This is a genomic window from Rhodococcus sp. ENV425 (assembly GCF_002887785.1).
In the GTDB taxonomy this organism is placed as follows: Bacteria; Actinomycetota; Actinomycetes; order Mycobacteriales; family Mycobacteriaceae; genus Rhodococcus; species Rhodococcus aetherivorans.
Window position 1 is genome coordinate 1 of record NZ_PCZU01000213.1, and the last position, 22,127, is coordinate 22,127.

Sequence of the window (22,127 nt, forward strand, 5' to 3'; positions counted from 1 at the left end):
GACCGAGCCGCATCAGAGGAAACTCCCGCGCGAGCACCCATCGCGCACAACAGACACAGGAGGCTCGCTTCCCATGGCGAACTACACCGCCGCCGACGTCAAGCGTCTGCGTGAGCTCACCGGCTCCGGAATGCTGGCGTGCAAGAACGCGCTCGCCGACAACGACGGCGACTTCGACAAGGCCGTCGAGCAGCTGCGCATCAAGGGCGCCAAGGACGTGGGCAAGCGCGCCGAGCGCTCCACCGCCGAGGGCCTGGTCGCCGCGAAGAACGGCGTGCTCATCGAGCTCAACTCCGAGACCGACTTCGTCGCCAAGAACGACGAGTTCCAGGCTCTCGCCGAGAAGATCGTCACCGCTGCGGCCGAGGCCAAGCCCGCCGACCTCGAGGCCCTCAAGGCTGTCGAGGTGGACGGCAAGACCGTCGACACCCTGGTGCAGGAGCTCTCCGCCAAGATCGGCGAGAAGCTCGAACTGCGCCGCCTCGCCGTGTTCGACGGCCCCGTCGCCGTGTACCTGCACAAGCGTGCGTCCGACCTGCCGCCGGCCGTCGGCGTGCTCGTCGAGTACTCCGGCGAGGGCGACGCCGCCGCCGAGGCCGCCCGCGCCGCCGCGATGCAGGTCGCCGCGCTGAAGGCGAAGTACCTCACCCGCGACGAGGTCCCGGCCGACACGGTCGAGAACGAGCGCCGCATCGCGGAGGAGACCGCCAAGAACGAGGGCAAGCCGGAGGCCGCCCTGCCGAAGATCGTCGAGGGCCGTCTCAACGGCTTCTTCAAGGACGTCGTGCTGCTCGAGCAGGCCTCGGTGACGGACTCGAAGAAGACCGTCAAGGCGCTGCTCGACGAGGCCGGCGCCACCGTCTCGCGCTTCGTGCGTTTCGAGGTCGGCGCCAGCTAGATCTCTCGTTTCCTCGACCCCGTCGGCGCTCGCCGGCGGGGTCGAGGCGCGTCGGCGGCTCGATATCCGGGCCGATCGGACACTCGCGCCCCCGTCTCGGTTCCACGGGGTCGGATGAGGCAGGATGAAAGGGCCGATCCACCGCTCGATCCGAGGAGAACCATGTCCGAACACGCCCAGGAACGTCCCGGTTTCCGTCGGGTGCTGCTCAAGCTCGGCGGGGAGATGTTCGGCGGGGGCAAGGTCGGTCTCGACCCGGACGTGGTGACGACCGTGGCCGAGGAGATCGCCGAGGTCGTCCGCTCCGGGGTGGAGGTGGCTGTGGTCATCGGCGGCGGCAACTTCTTCCGCGGCGCGGAACTGCAGCAGCGCGGCCTCGACCGCGCCCGCTCCGACTACATGGGCATGCTCGGCACGGTGATGAACTCTCTTGCGCTGCAGGACTTCCTGGAGAAGCAGGGCGTGGACACCCGGGTCCAGACCGCCATCACGATGGGGCAGGTCGCCGAGCCGTACCTGCCGCTGCGGGCCCGCCGGCACCTCGAGAAGGGCCGCGTGGTGATTTTCGGCGCCGGCATGGGCATGCCCTACTTCTCCACCGACACCACGGCCGCGCAGCGCGCACTCGAGATCGGCGCCGAGGTGGTCCTGATGGCCAAGGCCGTCGACGGTGTCTACTCGGCCGATCCGCGGATCGACCCCGACGCGACCCTGTTCACCGAGATCACCCACCGCGAGGTCATCGAGAAGGGGCTCAAGGTGGCGGACGCGACCGCGTTCAGCCTCTGCATGGACAACGACATGCCGATCATGGTCTTCAACCTGCTCACCGAGGGGAATATCGCTCGGGCCGTCGCCGGTGAGAAGATCGGAACACTCGTACGGTCATGAACGGACAACGGAACATGGAGGAACTGCCGTGATCGATGAAGCTCTCTTCGAGGCCGAGGAGAAGATGGAGAAGGCCGTCACGGTGGCCAAGGACGATCTCGGATCCATCCGCACCGGCCGCGCGAATCCCGGCATGTTCTCCAGGATCGTCGTCGACTACTACGGCGCGCCCACCCCGGTCACGCAGATGGCCAGCATCAACGTCCCCGAGGCGCGCATGGTGGTCGTCAAGCCCTACGAGGCATCGCAGCTCGGTCCGATCGAGACCGCGATCCGCAACTCCGACCTGGGCGTCAATCCGACCAACGACGGGTCCCTGATCCGCATCTCCATCCCGCAGCTCACCGAGGAACGCCGCCGCGAGCTGGTCAAGCAGGCCAAGGCCAAGGGCGAGGACGCCAAGGTGTCCGTGCGCAACGTGCGACGCAAGGCGATGGAGGAGCTGCACCGCATCCAGAAGGACGGCGAGGCCGGCGAGGACGACGTCACCCGCGCGGAGAAGGAACTCGACAAGACCACGGCGAAGTACGTGGCGCAGATCGACGAACTGGTCAAGCACAAGGAAGCCGAGTTGCTGGAGGTTTAACCGTGGGTACAGCCGCCGGGTCGTCCGACCCGCAGCTCCCCTTGGGCGTCACCGACGCCGACTCGGCGGCCGAGGCCGCGAAGGCGGACCCCGAGGTCCCGCCGGTGCGGCCCGATGCCACCCCCACCGCGGAGCCGGCGAAGAAGTCCTCCCGGGCGGGCCGGAACCTGCCCGCGGCCGTGGGCGTCGGCGCCGGTCTCGGCGCCCTCGTCATCGTGGTGCTCGCATTCGCTCCCAAGGCGTGGCTCGTCGTCGTCGCGGTGGCCATCGCGATCGCCACGTGGGAGGTCACCAAGCGCCTGCGTGAGGCGGACGTCCTGGTTCCCCGGATCCCGCTCCTGGTCGGGGGGCAGGCGATGATCTGGCTCGGCTGGCCCTACGGCACCACCGGTGTGCTCGGCGCCTTCGCCGGCACCACGGTCGTGTCGATGCTGTGGCGGTTGTTCGACCGTGGACTGCGCGGCCGGCCCCGCAACTACCTGCGCGACACCGCGGTCACCGTCTTCACCGCGGCGTGGGTGCCGTTCCTCGCGTCGTTCGCGACGCTGATGGTCCTCGACGACAACGGCGCCGCACGCGTGTTCTGCCTGATGATCGTGTGCGTCGCGTCCGACGTCGGCGGGTATGCGGCGGGGGTGCTGTTCGGCAAGCACCCGATGGCGCCCGCGATCAGCCCGAAGAAGTCCTGGGAGGGCTTCGGTGGCTCGGTCCTCGCCTGCACCGTCGCCGGAATCCTCACGGTGACCCTGCTGCTCGACGCCGCCTGGTGGATCGGTGCGCTCCTCGGCGTCGTCCTCGCGGCCACGGCCACGGCGAGCGACCTGATCGAGTCGCAGGTCAAGCGGGACCTCGGCATCAAGGACATGGGCACCCTGCTGCCCGGCCACGGCGGCATCATGGACCGGCTGGACTCGATCCTGCCGTCCGCATTCGTCACCTGGCTCGTCCTCGGCGCCTTCGTCTAGGCCGGTGGCGAGGAGACAGCGGTCCGACGCGCACGGGGTGGTCCCCAGCCCCAACATCTGGCACTGGCCGGAGGTCTACGAGGAAGAGAACCGCGCCCAGGACGTCCACGGCGTGGTGTACGCGGCGCTGCGCGAGGCGTGCGACTGGGCCGGTCGCGACGTCCTCGACGTGGGCTGCGGCACCGGCTTCCACCTGCCGATGTTCGCGGCCACCGCGCGCACCGTGACCGGCATCGAACCGCACCCGCCGCTGGTGGAGCTGGCCCGCCGACGTGTGCGGGACCAGCCGGGCGTCCGGGTGGAGGCCGGTTCGGCCGAGCAGTTGCCGCTTCCGGACGGCACCGTCGACGTCGTGCACGCGCGCACCGCCTACTTCTTCGGGCCCGGGTGCGGGGCGGGCATCGCCGAGGCCATGCGCGTGCTGCGGCCCGGCGGCGCGCTCGCGATCGTCGATCTCGACGCGACCGCCCATCCGTACGGCGAATGGATGCGCGCGGACCTGCCGCACTACGACCCGGCGGTGGTGGAGGCGTTCTTCGCCGCCCAGGGCTTCGACCTGCGCCGGGTCGACACCGAATGGCGCTTCCCGGACCGTGCGACCCTCGAGCGCGTACTCGGCATCGAGTTCGGCCCGCGCGTCGCCGAGCGAGCGGTGCACGGCACCCCGGGCACCACCCTCACGGTGCGCTACCGGCTGCATGTGCGCCGCAAGCCCCGGGGCCTGGAGATCCCCTGAGCGTGCGGCGCGTGCCGCGGACCTAGCGGTGGTGGTGGGTGCCGCGGATGCGGAACACCCGCGCCAGTTCGCTGATCCTCTTCGCCTTGGCCAGGCGGGGCAGGTCGCTGCCGTCGCGCACCCCGCGGCCGTCCTCGCCGAGCGTGTCGATCACCTCGTGTGCCCAGCCGACCTCGTCGGAGCTGGGGCTGAGGGCGGCGTTGACGAACGGTGCCCGGGCCGGAGTCATGCACAGCTTCCCGGTCATTCCCATCGACGCGGTCAGCTTCGCCTCCCGCTCGAGGACCTCGGGGTCGTCGGTCAGCGACGGCCCGTCGACGGGACCGGGCAGGCGGGCCGCCCGGCTCGACACCACCAGGCGGGAACGCGGGTAGGCCATGGCGAGGGGGGAGTCGTCCATCCCGGTGTCGCGGCGGAAGTCGCCGCTGCCGAACGCCAGCCGGAACGTACCGTCGGCGCGGGCGATCTCGGGTGTGGCCTCGAGGCCCACCGCCGATTCGATGAGCACGAGGATGCGGGTGCCGGCCGGCAGCTGAGCGGCCGTGGCGTCGACCTGCTGGCCGCTCTCGGTCTTGGCGAGCATCACGCCCTGCAGGCCGGGCACCCCGGCGAGCGCGGCGAGATCGTCGGCCCAGTGCACAGTGGTGGCGTCGTTGATCCGCACCCAGGCACGGCCACCACCGCGCAACCATTCGACGACGTCATCGCGCGCGGCGGCCTTACCGGCCGCCGGTACGGCGTCCTCGAGGTCGAGGATCACGGCGTCGGCGGGGGACGCGGCGGCCGCGGCGAACCGCTCCGGGGCGTTGCCCGGAACGAGCAGCCAGGATCGGGCGAGCTCGGGTGCGACGGTGGCGGAGGCGGGGGCATCCAGGTGGGCGGTCACGTCAGGCTCCTCGGGTGAAGGTCTTGTCTCCAGGGTGCCCTGTTGTCGCCGCCTTGGGGAAATTGGGTGCGTTGTGTTCGTCACCCGCCGCCGGGCGGCGCGGTGTTACCGCCGCTTCGCGGCGCGTTTGATCTGCAGGATCCGCACACCGCCCGCCAGTGCCATGACGAGGGCCCCGGCGATGGCCGACAGGAGCAGGCTCACCCCGAGCGGCAGGGTGAACTCCCACACGAACATTTCCATGGTGACCGGGTCGAGGTTCTGCAGGATGAACACGAGCAGGAGGATCAGCACCAGAACACCGATGACCAGGCCGGTCCACGTGGAGGCCGCCCGGCTGCGGTCGAGGGGAATCTCCGGTGCCGGGCGGACGTTGGACTCGGGCGTGGCCTTCGTCGCCCCCTGAGGCTCGAGCTGGCCCCGGACCGGAAGGTCCGGTGGCGGTTCGGGGAGATCCGCAGGGCGTTCGGTCATGGCTCGATCATCTCGCTCCGGCCGCCGGTGCACACCGCATTCGGCGAGGAAAACCGGCGTTGCCGCCCTGATGGATAATGGTTCATTATGCCCTCCTCTCTTCCCCTGGTTTTCGACGCGCCCAAACGCGGCATGCCGCCGCGCCACCTCGCCGATCTCGATGCCGAGCAGCGCCGCGAGGCCGTGCGCGAACTCGGCCTGCCGGCCTTCCGCGCCGATCAGTTGGCCCGGCACTACTACGGGCGCCTCGAAGCCGATCCGGAGAAGATGACGGATCTGCCGGCGAAGGTGCGCGAGCAGGTCGGGGCCGCGTTCTTTCCCGCGTTGCTGACCCCGGTCAAGCACGTGGCCTGCGACGGCGGCGAGACCCGCAAGACGCTGTGGCGCGCCGGGGACGGCACCCTCCTGGAGAGCGTGCTCATGCGCTACCCCGACCGTGCCACGCTGTGCATCTCGAGCCAGGCCGGCTGCGGTATGGCCTGCCCGTTCTGCGCGACGGGCCAGGGCGGTTTGAACCGGAACCTGTCGACCGCCGAGATCGTCGACCAGGTGCGCGCCGCCGCCGCGGCCCTGCGCGACGGTGACGTCGCCGGGGGACCGGGCCGGCTGTCCAACGTGGTGTTCATGGGCATGGGGGAGCCGCTGGCGAACTACAAGCGTGTGGTGGCCGCCGTGCGGCGCATCACCGCGCCGCCCCCGGAGGGACTGGGCCTGTCGCAGCGGTCGGTCACCGTCTCCACCGTCGGCCTCGCTCCGGCCATCCGCCGGCTGGCCGACGAGGGTCTGAGCGTGACGCTCGCCGTGTCGCTGCACACCCCGGACGACGAACTGCGCGACACGCTGGTGCCGGTCAACAACCGCTGGCCCGTCGCCGAGGTGCTCGACGCCGCGCGCTACTACGCCGACCGGACCGGTCGCCGCGTCTCCGTCGAGTACGCCCTGATCCGCGACGTCAACGACCAGCCGTGGCGGGCGGACATGCTGGGCAAGAAGCTGCACAAGGCGCTCGGCCCGCTGGTGCACGTGAACCTGATCCCGCTCAATCCGACGCCGGGCAGCGAATGGGACGCCAGCCCGAAGCCGGTCGAGCGCGAATTCGTCCGTCGCGTCCAGGCGCAGGGGGTCTCGTGCACCGTGCGGGACACCCGGGGGCAGGAGATCGCGGCCGCGTGCGGTCAGCTCGCCGCCGAGAACTGAGCGCCACCCCCCGGGACGCGAAGGGCCCGTCCGGACGAACCGGGCGGGCCCTTCGACGCTGCTGCGGGGGTGCGGCTACCGCCGGCGCCGCCGCTGGACGATGTCGCGCACCAGGATGGCGACCAGCGCCGCGGCGAAGCCGATCAGGAACCAGTTCTCGACGTTGCCGTTGTGGTTGCCGATGATCATCGCCAGCAGGAACAGTGCGACGAGCCAGCCCATGACGCGGAACAGGCGGGGGGCTTCGCCACTCCAACCCCACTCCGCCGACGGCACCTCGGCCGTGTCGACGCCAGTGGTCTTCAACTCGGTACCGGCCACCGCTTGTCCTCCTGCTCGCAAAGATCTTCGCTGTTGGGCCAATCGTGACATACGACCGTCCGTCGTACGAAGTGGGGGCGCTCTCGCGCGCGCCGGACGGGTGATTCAGCATCCCCTCAGGACGGTCGGGGACAATGTCGGCGTGGTCGACTCGCAACCCAGCTCCCGCACCCGTGTCCTGCTGCTCGGCAGCACCGGCTCCATCGGCACCCAGGCCCTCGAGGTGATCGCCGCCAACCCCGACCGGTTCGAGGTGGTCGGTCTCGCCGCCGGTGGCGGCAACATCGATCTGCTCGCCGCGCAGATCCGCGTCACCGGTGTCGCCGAGGTGGCCGTCGCGAACGCGCAGGCCGCCGCGCGGCTCGACGTCCCGGGTCTGCAGGTGCGCAGCGGGCCCGACGCGGTCACGCGGCTGGTGCGCGACGTCGAGGCCGACGTGGTGCTCAACGCCCTCGTCGGGTCCCTCGGCCTGGAGCCGACGCTGGCCGCACTGGCGACGGGCGCGCGCCTGGCGCTGGCCAACAAGGAATCGCTCGTCGCCGGCGGCGCGCTGGTCACCGCGGCCGCGGCCCCGGGCCAGATCGTGCCCGTCGACTCGGAGCACTCGGCGCTGGCCCAGTGCCTGCGCGGCGGCAGCCCCGACGAGGTGGCCCGGCTCGTGCTCACGGCCTCGGGCGGGCCGTTCCGCGGTTGGCCGGCCGAGCGGCTCGAGTCGGTCACCCCCGAGCAGGCCGGCGCCCATCCCACCTGGTCGATGGGCCCGATGAACACCCTGAACTCGGCGACGCTGGTGAACAAGGGCCTGGAGCTGATCGAGACGCACCTGCTGTTCGGCATCGGTTACGACCGGATCGACGTCACCGTGCACCCGCAGTCGATCGTGCACTCGATGGTCACCTTCACCGACGGCTCCACCCTGGCCCAGGCGTCACCGCCGTCGATGAAGCTGCCCATCGCACTCGCGCTGGGCTGGCCGCACCGGATCGCGGACGCGGCGCCGGCCCTCGACTTCGCGACCGCCTCGACCTGGGAGTTCGAACCGGTGGCGCACGAGGTGTTCCCCGCGATCGAACTGGCGCGGGCCGCCGGGGTGGGCGGCGGATGCCTGACCGCGGTGTACAACGCCGCCAACGAGGTGGCCGCGGAGGCCTTCCTCGCCGGCGCCCTGCCGTTCCCGGGGATCGTGCGCACGGTGGCGGCGGTCCTGTCCGACGCCGACGACTGGTCCGCGGCACCCGCTACCGTGGAAGATGTGCTCGCCGCCGACGGCTGGGCTCGGGACCGAGCCCGCGCGCTCGTGAAGTAGGAGGACCGGCCACCGATGATGTTCGTTCTGGGCGTCGTGCTGTTCGCCCTCGGCATCGCCGTATCCATCGCCCTGCACGAGGCCGGGCACATGTGGACCGCGCAGCGCCTCGGGATGAAGGTGCGGCGCTATTACATCGGGTTCGGGCCGCGGCTGTACTCGTTCCGTCGCGGCGAGACCGAGTACGGCCTCAAGGCGATCCCTGCGGGCGGCTTCTGCGACATCGCGGGCATGACGGCGCTCGACGAACTGGCCCCCGACGAGCACGAGCGCGCCATGTACAAGCAGAAGGCGTGGAAGCGCGTCGTGGTGATGTCCGGCGGCATCGCGATGAACTTCGTCCTCGGCATGGTGCTGATCTTCGGGCTCGCCGTGGCGTGGGGTCTGCCCCGTCTGGGGGAGACCCCGGCGGAGATCGGGGAGCTCTCGTGCGTCGCACCGACTCAGGCCGGTGAGGCCGGGGGCTACGAGCTGGCGCCGTGCAGCGGGCCGGGTCCCGCCGCGGCCGCGGGCCTCGAGGTCGGGGACGTCGTGGTCTCCGTCGGCGGCACCGAGGTAGCGACGTTCGGGGACCTGGTCGAGGCCACCCGCGCCGCGACCGGGACGGTGGATTTCGTCGTCGAACGCGACGACCGCACGCTGACGATCCCGGTGCCGGTCGAGTCCGCCCAGCGGTGGGTGCAGGATCCCGAGACGGGCGAGATCACCTCGGAGACCGTCAGCGCAATCGGCGTCGCTGCACCGCCGTCCGTCACCGAGTACACCGCGTTCACCGCGGTGGGTGGCACGCTGCGGTTCACCGGTGACATGTTCGTCCTGACCGCGCAGGCCCTCGCCGACCTGCCGAGCAAGGTGGGGGCGCTGTGGGAGTCGGTGACGGGCGGCGAACGCGATCCCGACACCCCGATCAGCGTCGTCGGCGCGTCCGTCATCGGCGGGCAGGTCGCCGAGCGGGGCATCTGGCAGATGTTCGTCCTGCTGCTCGCGCAGCTCAACTTCTTCCTGGGCATGTTCAACCTGCTCCCGCTGCTGCCGCTGGACGGCGGCCACATCGCCGTGGTCGCGTACGAGAAGGTCCGCAACTGGATCCGGGGGCTGCGCGGGCTGCCGGTCGGGGGTCCGGTCGACTACACGAAGCTGCTGCCCGTCACCTACGTGTTCGTCCTCATCGGCGGCGCGTTCATGCTGTTGACACTCACCGCGGACATCGTCAACCCCATCCAGCTGTTCTGACCCGCATCGCTAGAATTGCCGCGTAGCTACGAAAGAAGGCGAAACGTGACCAGCCCCGTCGGTTTGGGCATGCCCGAAGTCCCCGCCGTCCTCGCGCCCCGGCGCAAGACCCGTCAGCTGATGGTCGGCGACGTCGGCGTGGGCAGCGACCACCCGGTGTCGGTGCAGTCGATGTGCACCACCAAGACGCACGACATCAACGCGACGTTGCAGCAGATCGCCGAGCTCACCGCGTCCGGCTGCGACATCGTCCGCGTCGCGTGCCCGCGGCAGGAGGACGCCGACGCGCTCGCCGCGATCGCGAAGAAGAGCCAGATCCCGGTCATCGCGGACATCCACTTCCAGCCGCGCTACATCTTCGCCGCCATCGATGCCGGGTGCGCCGCCGTGCGCGTCAACCCCGGCAACATCAAGGAGTTCGACGGCCGCGTCAAGGAGGTCGCCAAGGCGGCCGGCGAGGCAGGCATCCCGATCCGTATCGGCGTCAATGCCGGCTCGCTGGATCCGCGCATCCTGAGCAAGTACGGCAAGGCCACGCCGGAAGCGCTCGTCGAGTCCGCGCTGTGGGAGGCGAGCCTGTTCGAGGAGCACGGCTTCGGCGACATCAAGATCTCGGTCAAGCACAACGACCCGGTCGTGATGGTCGAGGCCTACCGCCAGCTCGCCGCGCAGTGCGACTACCCGCTGCACCTGGGCGTGACCGAGGCCGGGCCCGCCTTCCAGGGCACGATCAAGTCGGCCGTCGCGTTCGGTGCGCTGCTGAGCGAGGGCATCGGCGACACCATCCGGGTGTCGCTGTCGGCGCCGCCGGCCGAGGAGATCAAGGTCGGCACCCAGATCCTGCAGTCGCTGAACCTGCGGCCCCGCAAGCTCGAGATCGTCTCGTGCCCGTCGTGCGGCCGGGCGCAGGTCGACGTGTACACCCTGGCCAACGAGGTCACCGCCGGCCTCGAGGGCATGGAGGTGCCCCTGCGGGTCGCGGTCATGGGGTGCGTCGTCAACGGCCCCGGTGAGGCCCGCGAGGCCGACCTCGGTGTCGCCTCCGGCAACGGCAAGGGCCAGATCTTCGTCAAGGGCAAGGTCGTCAAGACCGTCCCCGAGGCCCAGATCGTCGAGACGCTGATCGAGGAGGCCATGCGCATCGCCGAGGAGATGGAGGGTGACGCCGGCACCGGAAACCCGGTGGTCTCCGTCGGCTGAACCGGTTCGGCGGGCGCAGGACTCCCGCGCGGCCCCGGCTTCTGGCAGTCTGATTGCGTATCCGCAGTCGACAGGTGGTGGGACGTGCTCAAGCTTCTGGGAGTCCGGTCTCTCGGTGGCCGTGACACCGCACACGTGTTGCGGGTGCTGGCCCACGATCCGGTGGCGGCGTGCATGGTGGCCGGCCGGATCGAGGAGTACGGCCTCGATTCCCGCGCCGTCGGCGGCGACATGTGGAGCCGGGGCGGACCCGACGACTCGTTGTGCTTCTCGGGGGCGAACCTCGTTCCGCTGCTCGGCGACCGCGACGATCTGCACGCCTTCGCGGACCGCGCCGCCCGCGGCCCCCGCCTGTGCTCGTCGCTCGTCGGCCGGGCCGAACTCGCGTTGCCGATGTGGGAGGTCCTCCAGCCGGAATGGGGTCCCGCGCGCGAGGTGCGGGCCGAGCAGCCGCTGCTGGTACTCGACCGGGAACCGTGCGTCGTCCCCGACCCGCTGGTGCGCCGCGTGCGGCCGGAGGAGATCGACGCCTACATGCCGGCCGCGATCGCGATGTTCCGTGAGGAGGTCGGCGTCGATCCGTGCGCGGGCGACGGGGGCTCGGGCTACCGCCGCCGGGTGCAGAGCCTGATCGCCACCGGACGGGCGTGGGCCCGCTTCGAGCACGGCCGGGTCGTGTTCAAGGCCGAGATCGGCTCCCAGTCCTCGTCGGTGGGGCAGATCCAGGGCGTGTGGGTGGATCCCGGCAGGCGCGACGCCGGCCTCGGCTCGACCGGCACCGCGGCTGTCGCCGCCGCCGTCACCGCCGGCGGCCGGCTGCCGAGCCTGTACGTCAACAGCTTCAACCACCGGGCCCGCGCGGCCTACGCCCGCATCGGTTTCCGTCAGGTCGCGACGTTCTGCACGGTGCTGCTGGACTGAGGGGCCGCTCCGCCCGGCCCGTGTCGCCTCCCCGATCCGCGTGGCCGCCGGTCCTACGATGACGGCGATGAGAACTCGATCCGCCCGCGTCTCGGCCCCGCTCGTCCCGGCACCGCGTCGACTGCTGCGGCGCGGGGCGGTCCTGGTGGCCGCCGTCGCGCTGGCCGGCGGTGTCGTCGCGTGTACCCCGAAGCCGGCCGGACCCGAGCCCGCCGCACAGGAGTTCCTCACCGACTTCGCCGACCGGGACTTCGCCGCGGCCGCCGCCCTGACCGACCGTCCCGAGCCGGCCGAGGAGGCGCTGGCGGAGACGTGGAACGGACTACAGGCGGAGACGCTGGCGGTGGACACCGACGGCGTGCGGATCGACGGGGACACTGCGACGGTCACCTACGTTTACGAATGGGGCCTGCCCGGTGAGCGCGTGTGGCGGTACTCCGGCGAGATGAACATGGGCCGCAGCGGGAACGACTGGGTGGTCCGCTGGACCCGGTCGAACCTGCATCCCCAACTCGGCGATCGGCAGCGGATGCAGCTGCGGACCAATCCCGCCCCCCGCGCGCGCGTCAACGAGCATTCCGGCTCGGATGTGCTCGTTCCGGGCATCGTCTACGGTGTCGGTTTCGACGCCACGGCGGCCGGCGACGTCCGGGGTGCGGCGCGGGCGTTGTCGGCGGCGCTGACACAGTTCGACCCGTCGCTGACCGCGCAGTCGATCGCCGAGACCGCCACCGCCGCCGAGGGCGCCCACTCGGTGGTGCGGCTGCGTGAGGAGGACTACGAACGCGTCGCCGGCACCCTCGCGGCGATTCCCGGCGTCACGATCACCGAGCAGGCCGACCTCGTCTCCACCGACCGCAGCTTCGCCCCCGATCTGGTCGGCCAGATCAAGAAGACCGTGATCGACGAGGTGGACGGCAAGGCCGGGTGGAGCGTGGTCGCCGTCAACCAGAACGGCGTCGACACCGGTGTGCTCACCGAGACCCCGCCCGAGCCGGCGCCGTCGTTCTCCATCAGCCTGGACCGTCCCATCCAGGTGGCGGCGCAGGCCGCCGTCGACGCCCGCGCGGAACAGGCGATGATGGTGGTGATCGAGGCGTCCACCGGCGCGGTCCTCGCCGTCGCCCAGAACAAGGCGGCCGACCGCGACGGACCGGTCGCGCTGGCGGGGCAGTACCCTCCCGGCTCCACCTTCAAGATCATCACCTCGGGCGCCGCCATCTCCAGCGGTCTCGCCACGCCCGGCACCATGGTGGCCTGCCCGGGACGGATCACGATCGGCGAGCGCAGCGTCCCCAACTACAACGAATTCTCGGTCGGCACCGTGCCGATGGCGACGGCGTTCGCGCGCTCGTGCAACACCTCGTTCGCCAAACTCGCCTCCGAGATGGCGCCCGACGCCCTCACCGTCGCGGCCGCGCAGTTCGGCATCGGACCCGAGTACGAGGTGGTGGGCATGCCCACGTTCTCCGGGTCGGTGCCGCCGGCCGAGGACCTGGTCCAGCGCGCCGAGGACGGCTTCGGTCAGGGCAAGGTCGTCGTCAGCCCGTTCGGGATGGCCCTGGCCGCCGCGACCGTCGCGCACGGCAGCGCACCCGTGCCCTACCTGTTGCAGGGACGCGAGACAGCCGTCACCGGCGACCGGCCGCCCGTCACCCCGGAGATGATCGACGGCCTGCGCGGCATGATGCGGCTGGTGATCACCAGCGGCACCGCCGACCGCATCCGCGACCAGGGCGAGGTGTACGGCAAGACGGGTGAGGCCGAGGTCGAGGGTGGCTCCCACGCGTGGTTCGTCGGCTACCGCGGCGACCTGGCCTTCGCCACGCTCGTCGTGCGCGGCGGCAGCTCCGACAACGCCGTCGCCGTCACCCGCGACATGTTCGCGGCCCTCCCGGAAGGGTACTGACCGGCCCGGGCGGGGGTTGCCGGCCGGCACCCGGACGAGCCACCGGCCGGGTCGCTCAGGGCAGCAGACCCAGGCGCCGCGCGGACACCACCGCCTCGTGCCGGGTGTGGGCGTCGAGCTTGCCCATTGCGCTGCGCAGGTAGCTCTTGACCGTCTCCGGGCCGACCGACAGCCGGTCGGCGATCTCGGCATTGGTGCATCCCAGTGCCACGTGCGCGAGCACGTCGGTCTCGCGCGGCGAGAGCACCACGTCGGTCGGTTGCGGGGCCGGGCCGCCGAGCGCCCCGGCCAGCCGGTCCGACAGCGCCCGCAGCTTGCGCTGCAGGCCGGCGTCGTCCACGGACTGGGCGAGGCCGCGCAGTTCCGCGTGCACGTCCCGGATCTGGGCCGCCGCGACCGGGTTCTCGGACGGCCGATCGAGGGAGCCGAGCAGCGCCAGCCGCCGGTCCACCTCGTCCCGGATGGCGATCTCGCTGCTGAGCCGGCGCGCCGCCTGCACGAACGCCCCCACCGCGCGATCGCCGAGCGGTGAGCACTCACGGATCGCGCCGTAGAGGACGGCGCGGGCCGCCCCTCCCACCATCACCGGCACCGCGAGGATCGACCGCAGCCCCTCGCTGAGCACGGGCCGGTCGAAGTGGTGGGTGATCGACGACGACCGGCCGTAGTCGGGCACCGTCGCCGGCCGGGCCCGGTCCACCACGAGGCCACCCAGGCCCGCCCGCGGCGGCACCACGACCCCCTCGAGGCCGTTCGTGCGGGTGCCGAAGAACTCGGTCAGGTGCAGGTTCCCGTCGCGGACCTCCCCGGCGAACACGACGGGAATCAGTGCCTCCGCCGCGGTGCGGCGGAGCTCGCCGCGCAGTGCGTCGCTGTCACGGGGACGAAGGAGAGGCGAGGTGCCGGCCGGCGCCATCGGTCACCCCTTTCCGGGGGTATCGGGACGTACTTGTGACTTGGATCATAAAGGAATCGATCCTCGGGACGTTCACCCCGGGGCGCTTCACGAGAGGACGGATTCGATGACCACCGAGACCACCGCGCGTGCGTATTCCGAGCAGGAGGCACGAGTGCGGGAACTGCTGGACCGCTACGACACCGCCGACGCGTGTGCCGCACAGCTGCTGTGCGACGGGCATCCCGCGGACGCCGTCGCGTTCACGGTGGTCGAGGCGGACCTGAGCGCGACCGATCTGACCTTCGGTTACCTGCGCGAGCAGTCCTCCCGCTTCGCCGCGGCCCTGGCCGACCTCGGCGTCGAGCCGGGCGACCACGTCGCCACCCTGATGGGCAAGTCCGCGGACCTGGTCGTGGCGCTGCTCGGCATCTGGCGCCGCGGTGCCGTGCACGTGCCGCTGTTCACCGCGTTCGCACCCCCGGCGATCGGTTTCCGGCTGCAGGCAAGCGGCGCGAAGGTGGTGGTCTCGGACGCCGACCAGGTGGGCAAGCTCGCGCCCGGCGAGGACATCCCCGCCGACGCGCCCTGGCAGATCGTCGTCGCAGGTCACACCGAGGGCGGTGCCGCCGGCATCGGAGTGAGCTTCGCCGACCTGGTGGCCTCGCACGACGCGGACGATCCGCGCGGTGCCGCGGTCGCCGTCGGCGGGCACGGCGGACTCGTGCAGCTGTTCACCTCCGGCACCACCGGCACTCCGAAGGGCGTGCCCGTGCCGGTACGGGCGCTCGCGTCGTTCCACGCCTACCTGGACTTCGGCCTCGACGTGCGTGAGGACGACGTGTTCTGGAACGCCGCCGATCCCGGCTGGGCCTACGGGCTGTACTACGCGCTGCTCGCGCCGCTGGCCGCCGGGGTGCGCAGCCTGCTGCTGCATGCCGGGTTCTCCGCCTCCCTCACCTGGCAGGTGATGGAGAAGTTCGGGGTCACCAACTTCGCGGCCGCGCCCACCGTCTACCGCAGCCTGCGAGCGGACTCGGCGCCCGTGCCGGAGTCGATCTCGCTGCGCCGCGCGTCCTCGGCCGGCGAGCCGCTCACGCCCGACGTCGTGGCGTGGTCGGAGCAGACCCTCGGCGCGGTGGTGCGCGACCACTACGGGCAGACCGAGCACGGCATGTTCGTCGTCAACGCGTGGGCCGACGGGCTGCGCGAGGAGGTGCGGCCCGGGTCGATGGGCAAGCCGCTGCCCGGTTGGTCCTGCGCCGTGCTGTCCGACGACTCCGACGAGATCGCCGCCCCCGGCGTGCCCGGGCGCGTGGCGATCGACACCCACGCCAGCCCCCTGCTGTGGTTCACGGGTTACGTGGACGCCCCGGAGAAGACCGCGCAGCGGTTCACGGAGGACGGCCGCTGGTACCTCACCGGCGACGCCGGGCAGGTCGACGAGGACGGCTTCTTCTACTTCTCGGCCCGCGACGACGACGTGATCATCATGGCGGGCTACCGGATCGGCCCGTTCGACGTCGAGAGCGTGCTGGTGATGCACGAGCACGTCGTCGAGGCCGCCGTCGTCGGCATGCCCGATCAGCTGCGCGGTGAGGTGCTCGAGGCGTTCGTGGTGCTGCGCGACGGTGTCGACGGCACCGACGAGCTCGAGGCGGAGCTGCAGCAGCTGGTCAAGCGCAAGTTCGCGGCGCACGCCTACCCGCGGACCGTGCACTTCGTGCCCCAGCTGCCGAAGACGCCCAGCGGCAAGATCCAGCGCTACATCCTGCGCCAGGGCTGAGCCCCCGGGTGGGGGGCGGTGCGGCCGCCGGGCCGCGTCGCCCCCCGCTGCGCGGGGCCTATTCTGGTGGGCATGCCTGTTCGCACCGCACTCGTCCCCGGAACCGTCTCGCCTGTCCGTGCCGTCCCCAACGGGATCGAGCGACCGGAGTACGCGTGGAAGCCGACGGCGAAGGAAGGTCACGAGCCGTGGGTGCAGACCCCGGAGACCATCGAGAAGATGCGGGTCGCCGGCCGCATCGCCGCGCAGGCACTGGCCGAGGCGGGCAAGGCCGTCTCGCCGGGCGTGACCACCGACGAGCTGGACCGCATCGCCCACGAGTACATGTGCGACCACGGCGCGTACCCGTCCACGCTGGGCTACAAGGGCTTCGCCAAGTCGTGCTGCACGTCGCTGAACGAGGTGATCTGCCACGGCATTCCGGATTCGACGGTGATCGAGGACGGGGACATCGTCAACATCGACGTCACCGCCTACATCGGGGGAGTGCACGGCGACACCAACGCCACGTTCCTGGCGGGGAACGTCTCCGAGGAGCACCGCCTGCTGGTCGAGCGGACCCGTGAGGCGACGATGCGGGCGATCAAGGCCGTCAAGCCGGGCCGGGCGCTCAACGTCGTCGGCCGGGTCATCGAGGCCTACGCGAACCGGTTCGGGTACGGGGTGGTGCGCGACTTCACCGGTCACGGCATCGGCGAGACGTTCCACAACGGGCTGGTGATCCTGCACTACGACCAGCCGTCCGTCGACACCGTGCTCGAACCGGGAATGGTGTTCACGATCGAGCCGATGATCAACCTCGGCACGGTGGACTACGAGATCTGGGACGACGGCTGGACCGTGGTCACCAAGGACCGCAAGTGGACCGCCCAGTTCGAGCACACCATCGTGGTCACCGACACGGGGGCGGAAATCCTCACGCTGCCGTGACTCGGCCGGGTGCCGGCGGCGGCGCCGTGTCGCGTACCGTGCTTCGGCATGGAACCGACTGACGTGGCGATCCCGGCCGGCACCTTCACCGTTCGCATCGACGGCCCCGAGAGCCGGCACGCGGTGCTGTTGCTGCCCGGCGCCGGGGAATCCGCCGACGTCTACGACGCGGTGTGCGAGCGGCTGCACCATTCGGATCTACGCACGTTCGTGCCCGAGACCATCGAGGGTCTCGACGTCGCGGGCGTGCACGCCCTGCTCGACGCCCTGAAGCTGCCGTGGGTGCACCTCGTCGGCAGCGGCGCCGGGGCGGAGCTGGCGTGGGCCGTCGCGTCGGGCCGGTTCGGCCGGTTCGCCAGCCTCGTCGTCGCCGACCGGGGCCATCCGGCGGTGCCGGACGCCGAGGGCGTCGTGCGGGACGCGAACGCCGCCCCCGCCGAGGTGCCCACCACCGTGCTCGTGGGCAGCGCTGCGCGGCGCGCGGAGGCCGACGCCTCGATGCGGTACGTCCTGTCGGAGTTCCGCGTCGTCGAGCTGAGCGGGGTGGGCAACATCCCGGCCGAGGCGCCGGCGGAGCTGGCCAGCGCGATCGCCCTGCGCACCGGCAGCTGGTAGCAGCGGGCGGCTTCGCCGCCGGTGTGTCCTTCGGGAGGCCGGAACCGCCCGAAGGACGCACGCGGCCTACAGACCCAGCAGCGCGTTCTCGACCAGTTCCGGCAGGGCCGGGTGGATCCAGTACTGGCCGGTGGCCGTCTCTCGCGCGGTGAGACCGAAGCTCATCGCCTGGATCAGCGGCTGGATCACCGACGACGCCTGGGCGCCCAGGATGTGCGCGCCGAGCAGCTTGCCCGTGGCGCGGTCGGCGATCACCTTGCAGAAGCCCTCGGTGTCCTCCATCGCCCAGCCGTAGGCGACGTCGCCGTAGTACTGGATCTTCACCGCGACGTCGTAGCCCTGGGCGCGGGCCTGCTCCTCGGTCAGCCCGACCGTCGCGATCTGCGGGTCGGTGAACACCGCGGACGGCACGAAACGGTGGTCCGAGCGGCGCAGCGCGGAGGTGTCCCCGCCCCACGCGTCGTGGAGCAGGTTGTGCTGCACGACCCGGCCCTCGTGGTTCGCGACGTGCTTGAGCTGGTGCGACGACGAGACGTCACCGAGCGCGAAGACCCCGCGCGCGGTGGTCCGCTGGAACTCGTCCACGACGATCCGGCCGTCCTCGTGCAGCGCGAGCCCGCCGGCGGCGGCGTCCAGTGCGTCCCCGTTGGGCGTGCGTCCCACCGCGACGAGCAGCGCGTCGCCGCTGACGGTGGTGCCGTCGGCCAGGTCCACCTCGACGCCGTCGCCGACGGCGCGGAAGGCGGTCGCGGGGTTGGACAGGTGCACGTCCCACCGGTCGGTGGCCAGACCGGTGAAGTGCTCGGCGAGGTCGTGGTCGAGGTGCCGCAGCAGCTGACCGGTGCGGGCCAGCACCGACACCCGGGTGCCGAGGGCGGAGAAGACGTGGGCGAACTCCATCGCGATGAACCCGGAGCCGAGGATCACGAGCGACTCGGGCAGCTTCGGCAGCCGCATGATGTCGTCGTTGGTGTAGTAACGCACCCCGCCGTCGAGTACCTCCTGCGGGATCACGGGCCGCGCGCCCGCCGCGACGACGACCTGGTCGGCGGTGATGATCTCCCCGGTGCCGGTGTCGAGGGCGCGCTCGCCGACGAACCGGGCGTGCCCGCGGTGGACGGTGACGTTCGCGCAGTCCTCCGTGCGGTAGCGCTCTCCGCCTGCCGCGATCGGGTCGATCCGGCCGAACACGCGGTCGACGATGTCGTTCCACCGGACCCCGTCGACCGTCGCGTCCACCCCGTACTTCGCGGCCTTGCGCACGGTCTGCGCGACCTCCGCCGCGTAGACGTACATCTTGGTGGGGATGCAGCCGACGTTGAGGCAGGTGCCGCCGAAGGTGCCCTGCTCGAGGATGGCCACCTTCTTGCCGTCGTATCGCTCGTCGACGATCGAGTTTCCGGATCCGGTGCCGATGATGGCCAGGTCGTAGTGGCTCACTGTTCTCCCGTAGTCAGGTTCGCGCGGACGGTCACAGGGTTCTGCTGTGACCGTCCAACCAGTCCAGCCACAGATCCAATTCCCGGAATGCCACCTCGAGGACCTCCGGTGTGGAGAGGAACACATCGTGGCGGGCACCGGTGATCGGGACGATCGTCGTGCGGTCGCCCAGGCACCCGGCCCAGCGGGCGATCTGCTTGACGTCGAGGACCGCGTCGGCGGTGTCCACCGCGGGGTCGTACGCCGGGGCCCAGCGCGTGTCCTTCGACCGCAGGATCAGCGACGGGACCCCGACGTCGAGGCCGCGGTGCAGCCGCGCGTGGCCGCGACGGACCGCGCGGAGCCAGCCGAACGTGACGGGGAACCCGGCCAGCGGCTTCCAGTCCAGGTCGTACTCCCACTGGCCGTTGGCGTTCCTGTGCAGGCTCATCCCGTAGGTGTCCAGGCTCTGCCCCGGGATGACGGCTCGGCTGCGGACCCGGCCGACGGTGTCGACGGCGACGGTGCCGAGGCTGCGCAGGATCGAGGGCCCCTGCAGGTCGAACCACGGGCTGTTGAGGATCAGGCCCTGGATCCCGGCGCCGCCTGTGCCGCCGGGCCGGCGGTTCAGCCGGTCGAGCCACAGCGGCAGGACCAGCCCGCCGGTGGAATGCGCCACGAGGAGGATGCCGCCGCCGACCTCGCTCCGGACGACCCGCAGCGCCTCCTCGAGCTCGGCGTCGTAGTAGGTCAGGTCGGTGACGAAGTGCGGCGTCTGCTCCGGTTGCCGGGAGCGGCCGCACTTGCGCAGGTCCAGGGCGAAGAAGCGGTACCCCTGGGCCGCGAAGTGCTCGGCGAGGTGCTGCTGGAAGAAGTAGTCGGTGAATCCGTGCACGTAGATCACGGCACGGTCCGGGGCGGACTCGCCGCCGGGGTAGACGGACGGCTGATAGCGGACGAGGGTGGCGGTGACCTCGCCCTCGCCGTCCGGATCGGGGCCGAGAGGCAGCGTGAGCTGCTCGTATCCGTCGCCGAGGATATCGGGCATCCAAGTAGTCACGATCACACTGTATTGGTCACTACGCGGACCTGTCGTGGGGGCACAATTGGGTGAAGACAAACGCCGGACAACGCGCGGGTAACCTGTTCGTCGCAGTCGGCGCGGCCGCGACGTCGCCGGGATCCGCGAGTGCAGCGAGACCCGGCCGACGAGCACGGACGTGCACGGGACACTCACGCGGAGCAGTGCGGAACGCAACGGCGCGTGCGAACAGACAAGGAAGTCGATCCTCCAGTGTCAGAGAACGTGGTAGAGGCCAAGACCGATGTAGTGCTCGTGGGTGCGGGCATCATGAGCGCGACGCTCGGCGCAATCCTGCGCCGGCTGCAGCCCGACTGGTCCATCACCGCCTTCGAGCGGCTCGACGCCGCCGCGGCGGAGAGCAGCGATCCCTGGAACAACGCAGGCACCGGTCACTCGGCGCTGTGCGAGCTGAACTACACGCCCGCCAAGCCGGGCGGTGGCGTGGACATCACCAAGGCGATCAACGTCAACGAGCAGTTCCAGGTCTCGCGCCAGTTCTGGGCGTTCGCGGTGGACAACGGCATCCTCACCGATCCCAAGAACTTCATCAATCCCGTTCCGCACGTCAGCTTCGTCCACGGCGCCGACAACGTGAAGTACCTGCGTGCCCGCTACGACGCGCTGGCCGGGCACCCGCTCTTCGCCGGCATGGAGTACTCGGAGAGCCCCGAGTACTTCTCCGAGCGGTTGCCGCTGATGGCGCAGGGCCGTGACTTCTCCGAGCCCATCGCGCTGAACTGGACCCAGGACGGCACCGACGTCGACTTCGGTGCCCTCACCAAGCAGCTGCTCAACAACGTCGCCGCGTCGGGCGGCACCGTGCACTTCGGCCACGACGTGACCGACCTGGACAAGCAGTCCGACGGCAGCTGGATCGTCAAGGTCCGCAACCGCCGCACCGGCCAGGCCCGCAAGGTGCATGCCCGGTTCGTGTTCGTCGGTGCCGGCGGCGGAGCGCTGCACCTGCTGCAGAAGTCGGGTATCGCGGAGGCCAAGGGCTTCGGCGGTTTCCCCGTCTCCGGCCAGTTCCTGCGCTGCACCAACCCGGAGCTGATCGCCATGCACAGCGCGAAGGTGTACGGCAAGGCGGCCGTGGGTGCGCCACCGATGTCGGTCCCGCACCTCGACACCCGCGTGATCGGCGGCAAGCAGGGCCTGCTGTTCGGCCCGTACGCCGGCTGGTCCCCGAAGTTCCTCAAGAACGGCAAGCTCACCGACCTGCCCGGCTCGGTCAAGCCCAACAACCTGCTGTCGATGATCGGCGTCGGCCTCACCGAGATGGGTCTGACCAAGTACCTGATCGGTGAGCTGATGCAGTCGCCGCGCGACCGCATCGGCACCCTCGGCGAGTTCGTGCCGCGGGCCCGCATGGCGGACTGGGAGCTCATCACCGCCGGTCAGCGGGTGCAGGTGATCCGCCGCAAGGGTGCGGGTGGAGTGCTCGAGTTCGGCACCGCCGTGGTCAATGCCGGCGACGGCACGATCGCCGGTCTGCTCGGCGCGTCCCCCGGCGCCTCGACCGCCGTTCCGGCGATGCTCGACGTCCTCGAGCGCTGCTTCCCCGACCGGTGGACGGCGTGGCAGGACACCCTCAAGGAGATGGTGCCGTCCCTCGGGGTCAAGCTCTCGGACGACACCGCGCTGTTCGACAAGGTCTGGCGCTGGGGCACCAAGTCCCTGCAGCTCGATGTCGCCTCCGCGGTGGAGGCCACCGCCCCGGCGGAGCCGGCGACGGTCTGACCGCCCGTCCTCCGATGCGGCCTGCGAGGGTCTCGGCCGGGTCCGGCCCTCGCGGGCCGCGCCGTCCGCCGGAACGCCGTGGCGCCCGCGCCCCGGCGGGATACCCTGATCCCAGTCGCTGAGAGGGGCGGGGCT

General features: G+C 71.0%; 21 protein-coding genes. 15 read left to right on the forward strand and 6 right to left on the reverse strand.

Annotation, left to right across the window (positions count from 1 at the left end; all coding sequences use genetic code 11):
- Positions 1-73: 73 nt before the first annotated feature.
- From tsf to CQZ88_RS18070, 5 genes are all read left to right on the forward strand, one after another.
- A complete protein-coding gene (tsf, locus tag CQZ88_RS18050) occupies positions 74-898 on the forward strand; it encodes a translation elongation factor Ts (RefSeq protein ID WP_006937446.1) in 825 nt (274 codons plus the stop codon).
- A gap of 162 nt (positions 899-1,060) precedes the next feature.
- A complete protein-coding gene (gene pyrH, locus CQZ88_RS18055; protein WP_006937445.1) occupies positions 1,061-1,789 on the forward strand; it encodes a UMP kinase in 729 nt (242 codons plus the stop codon).
- Positions 1,790-1,817: 28 nt separating this feature from the next.
- Positions 1,818-2,375: a ribosome recycling factor gene (gene frr, locus CQZ88_RS18060; RefSeq protein ID WP_006937444.1), complete on the forward strand. Its 558-nt coding sequence runs from the start codon at positions 1,818-1,820 to the stop codon at positions 2,373-2,375.
- Positions 2,376-2,377: 2 nt separating this feature from the next.
- Positions 2,378-3,340: a phosphatidate cytidylyltransferase gene (locus CQZ88_RS18065; RefSeq protein WP_006937443.1), complete on the forward strand. Its 963-nt coding sequence runs from the start codon at positions 2,378-2,380 to the stop codon at positions 3,338-3,340.
- 37 nt (positions 3,341-3,377) lie between these two features.
- Positions 3,378-4,076, forward strand: a complete 699-nt coding sequence (locus CQZ88_RS18070; protein WP_006937441.1) for a class I SAM-dependent methyltransferase — start codon at positions 3,378-3,380, stop codon at positions 4,074-4,076.
- Positions 4,077-4,098: 22 nt separating this feature from the next.
- On the opposite strand, the gene CQZ88_RS18075 is transcribed toward CQZ88_RS18070, so the two are convergent.
- Together CQZ88_RS18075 and CQZ88_RS18080 are read right to left on the reverse strand one after the other, a co-directional pair.
- Entirely contained in the window at positions 4,099-4,962 is an 864-nt protein-coding gene (locus tag CQZ88_RS18075) for a CoA ester lyase (RefSeq protein WP_006937439.1), read from the reverse strand.
- Between the two features lie 105 nt (positions 4,963-5,067).
- On the reverse strand, positions 5,068-5,436 hold the full coding sequence (locus CQZ88_RS18080; RefSeq protein WP_006937437.1) for a lipopolysaccharide assembly LapA domain-containing protein: 369 nt from the start codon (positions 5,434-5,436) through the stop codon (positions 5,068-5,070).
- Between the two features lie 87 nt (positions 5,437-5,523).
- Here CQZ88_RS18080 and rlmN point away from each other — a divergent pair, with 87 nt between their 5' ends.
- Positions 5,524-6,633 (forward strand): 23S rRNA (adenine(2503)-C(2))-methyltransferase RlmN, encoded by a 1,110-nt coding sequence (gene rlmN / locus CQZ88_RS18085; protein WP_006937435.1) that lies wholly within the window; start codon positions 5,524-5,526, stop codon positions 6,631-6,633.
- A gap of 75 nt (positions 6,634-6,708) precedes the next feature.
- On the opposite strand, the gene CQZ88_RS18090 is transcribed toward rlmN, so the two are convergent.
- A complete protein-coding gene (locus CQZ88_RS18090) occupies positions 6,709-6,954 on the reverse strand; it encodes a DUF2631 domain-containing protein (RefSeq protein WP_006937434.1) in 246 nt (81 codons plus the stop codon).
- Between the two features lie 142 nt (positions 6,955-7,096).
- Between CQZ88_RS18090 and dxr the strand changes: the two genes are divergently transcribed.
- The 5 genes from dxr to CQZ88_RS18115 all read left to right on the forward strand — a co-directional run bounded on the left by dxr (position 7,097) and on the right by CQZ88_RS18115 (position 13,523).
- Entirely contained in the window at positions 7,097-8,260 is a 1,164-nt protein-coding gene (dxr, locus tag CQZ88_RS18095) for a 1-deoxy-D-xylulose-5-phosphate reductoisomerase (protein ID WP_006937433.1), read from the forward strand.
- Positions 8,261-8,275: 15 nt separating this feature from the next.
- Positions 8,276-9,493 (forward strand): RIP metalloprotease, encoded by a 1,218-nt coding sequence (locus CQZ88_RS18100; RefSeq protein ID WP_006937432.1) that lies wholly within the window; start codon positions 8,276-8,278, stop codon positions 9,491-9,493.
- A gap of 45 nt (positions 9,494-9,538) precedes the next feature.
- Positions 9,539-10,693 (forward strand): flavodoxin-dependent (E)-4-hydroxy-3-methylbut-2-enyl-diphosphate synthase, encoded by a 1,155-nt coding sequence (gene ispG / locus CQZ88_RS18105; RefSeq protein ID WP_006937431.1) that lies wholly within the window; start codon positions 9,539-9,541, stop codon positions 10,691-10,693.
- An 84-nt stretch (positions 10,694-10,777) separates the two neighbouring features.
- Positions 10,778-11,614, forward strand: coding sequence for a GNAT family N-acetyltransferase (locus CQZ88_RS18110; RefSeq protein WP_102800115.1), 837 nt, complete (start codon positions 10,778-10,780; stop codon positions 11,612-11,614).
- Positions 11,615-11,681: 67 nt separating this feature from the next.
- The gene (locus CQZ88_RS18115) at positions 11,682-13,523 is read left to right on the forward strand and encodes a penicillin-binding transpeptidase domain-containing protein (RefSeq protein WP_180987038.1); all 1,842 of its coding nucleotides are present in this window, start codon (positions 11,682-11,684) and stop codon (positions 13,521-13,523) included.
- 55 nt (positions 13,524-13,578) lie between these two features.
- On the opposite strand, the gene CQZ88_RS18120 is transcribed toward CQZ88_RS18115, so the two are convergent.
- A complete protein-coding gene (locus tag CQZ88_RS18120) occupies positions 13,579-14,439 on the reverse strand; it encodes a LuxR C-terminal-related transcriptional regulator (RefSeq protein WP_102800117.1) in 861 nt (286 codons plus the stop codon).
- Positions 14,440-14,545: 106 nt separating this feature from the next.
- Between CQZ88_RS18120 and CQZ88_RS18125 the strand changes: the two genes are divergently transcribed.
- The 3 genes from CQZ88_RS18125 to CQZ88_RS18135 all read left to right on the forward strand — a co-directional run bounded on the left by CQZ88_RS18125 (position 14,546) and on the right by CQZ88_RS18135 (position 17,749).
- Positions 14,546-16,204 carry an AMP-binding protein gene (locus CQZ88_RS18125; protein WP_065922641.1) on the forward strand — a complete coding sequence of 553 codons (1,659 nt, stop codon included), beginning with the start codon at positions 14,546-14,548 and terminating at the stop codon, positions 16,202-16,204.
- A 72-nt stretch (positions 16,205-16,276) separates the two neighbouring features.
- Positions 16,277-17,134, forward strand: a complete 858-nt coding sequence (gene map / locus CQZ88_RS18130; protein ID WP_065922640.1) for a type I methionyl aminopeptidase — start codon at positions 16,277-16,279, stop codon at positions 17,132-17,134.
- Between the two features lie 48 nt (positions 17,135-17,182).
- Positions 17,183-17,749 carry an alpha/beta fold hydrolase gene (locus CQZ88_RS18135; protein WP_029543250.1) on the forward strand — a complete coding sequence of 189 codons (567 nt, stop codon included), beginning with the start codon at positions 17,183-17,185 and terminating at the stop codon, positions 17,747-17,749.
- A gap of 66 nt (positions 17,750-17,815) precedes the next feature.
- Here CQZ88_RS18135 and mtr read toward each other — a convergent pair whose 3' ends face one another.
- Positions 17,816-19,189, reverse strand: coding sequence for a mycothione reductase (gene mtr / locus CQZ88_RS18140; RefSeq protein ID WP_102800118.1), 1,374 nt, complete (start codon positions 19,187-19,189; stop codon positions 17,816-17,818).
- A 31-nt stretch (positions 19,190-19,220) separates the two neighbouring features.
- Positions 19,221-20,228 carry an alpha/beta hydrolase gene (locus CQZ88_RS18145; RefSeq protein ID WP_029543255.1) on the reverse strand — a complete coding sequence of 336 codons (1,008 nt, stop codon included), beginning with the start codon at positions 20,226-20,228 and terminating at the stop codon, positions 19,221-19,223.
- Between the two features lie 234 nt (positions 20,229-20,462).
- Between CQZ88_RS18145 and mqo the strand changes: the two genes are divergently transcribed.
- Entirely contained in the window at positions 20,463-21,992 is a 1,530-nt protein-coding gene (gene mqo, locus CQZ88_RS18150) for a malate dehydrogenase (quinone) (protein WP_072635112.1), read from the forward strand.
- Positions 21,993-22,127 lie beyond the last annotated feature (135 nt).

What these genes read in the sequence shown, in the direction of transcription:
- tsf (WP_006937446.1), top strand. Translation starts at nt 74, where the DNA reads ATGGCGAACTACACCGCCGCCGACGTCAAGCGTCTGCGTGAGCTCACC.
- pyrH (WP_006937445.1), top strand. Translation starts at nt 1,061, where the DNA reads ATGTCCGAACACGCCCAGGAACGTCCCGGTTTCCGTCGGGTGCTGCTC.
- CQZ88_RS18080 (WP_006937437.1), bottom strand. Translation starts at nt 5,436, where the DNA reads ATGACCGAACGCCCTGCGGATCTCCCCGAACCGCCACCGGACCTTCCG.
- rlmN (WP_006937435.1), top strand. Translation starts at nt 5,524, where the DNA reads ATGCCCTCCTCTCTTCCCCTGGTTTTCGACGCGCCCAAACGCGGCATG.
- CQZ88_RS18100 (WP_006937432.1), top strand. Translation starts at nt 8,276, where the DNA reads ATGATGTTCGTTCTGGGCGTCGTGCTGTTCGCCCTCGGCATCGCCGTA.
- CQZ88_RS18115 (WP_180987038.1), top strand. Translation starts at nt 11,682, where the DNA reads ATGAGAACTCGATCCGCCCGCGTCTCGGCCCCGCTCGTCCCGGCACCG.
- CQZ88_RS18120 (WP_102800117.1), bottom strand. Translation starts at nt 14,439, where the DNA reads ATGGCGCCGGCCGGCACCTCGCCTCTCCTTCGTCCCCGTGACAGCGAC.
- CQZ88_RS18125 (WP_065922641.1), top strand. Translation starts at nt 14,546, where the DNA reads ATGACCACCGAGACCACCGCGCGTGCGTATTCCGAGCAGGAGGCACGA.
- map (WP_065922640.1), top strand. Translation starts at nt 16,277, where the DNA reads ATGCCTGTTCGCACCGCACTCGTCCCCGGAACCGTCTCGCCTGTCCGT.
- CQZ88_RS18135 (WP_029543250.1), top strand. Translation starts at nt 17,183, where the DNA reads ATGGAACCGACTGACGTGGCGATCCCGGCCGGCACCTTCACCGTTCGC.